General features: G+C 49.8%; 1 protein-coding gene. It reads right to left on the reverse strand.

The annotated features are described in order from the left end of the window. The coding region (locus tag SB753_RS40990) for an MFS transporter (RefSeq protein ID WP_410805670.1) at window positions 1–239 on the reverse strand (239 nt) is incomplete at both ends.

The raw sequence follows: 239 nt of genomic DNA on the forward strand, positions 1-239 counted from the left end.
GCCGGACCAATGGCTCTGCTGATATTGATGCCAATACCGTTTATCGCCACAGCTTGTTGTAAAGTTTCCCGCGGAACTAAACCAGGTACAATCGCCTGCCAGGCTGGCGCAGCCAAAGCGGTGCCAATACCCAGTATAAAAGTGAACAGTAGCAGCAAAGCGGGTGTAATATCACCGAGATATACTACATAGCCTAAAGCCAAAGCAGTACCCGCCATCACAAGTTGAACACCAACCAG

It is taken from the genome of Paraburkholderia sp. SIMBA_053 (assembly GCF_046534895.1).
Lineage (GTDB): Bacteria > Pseudomonadota > Gammaproteobacteria > Burkholderiales > Burkholderiaceae > Paraburkholderia > Paraburkholderia caledonica.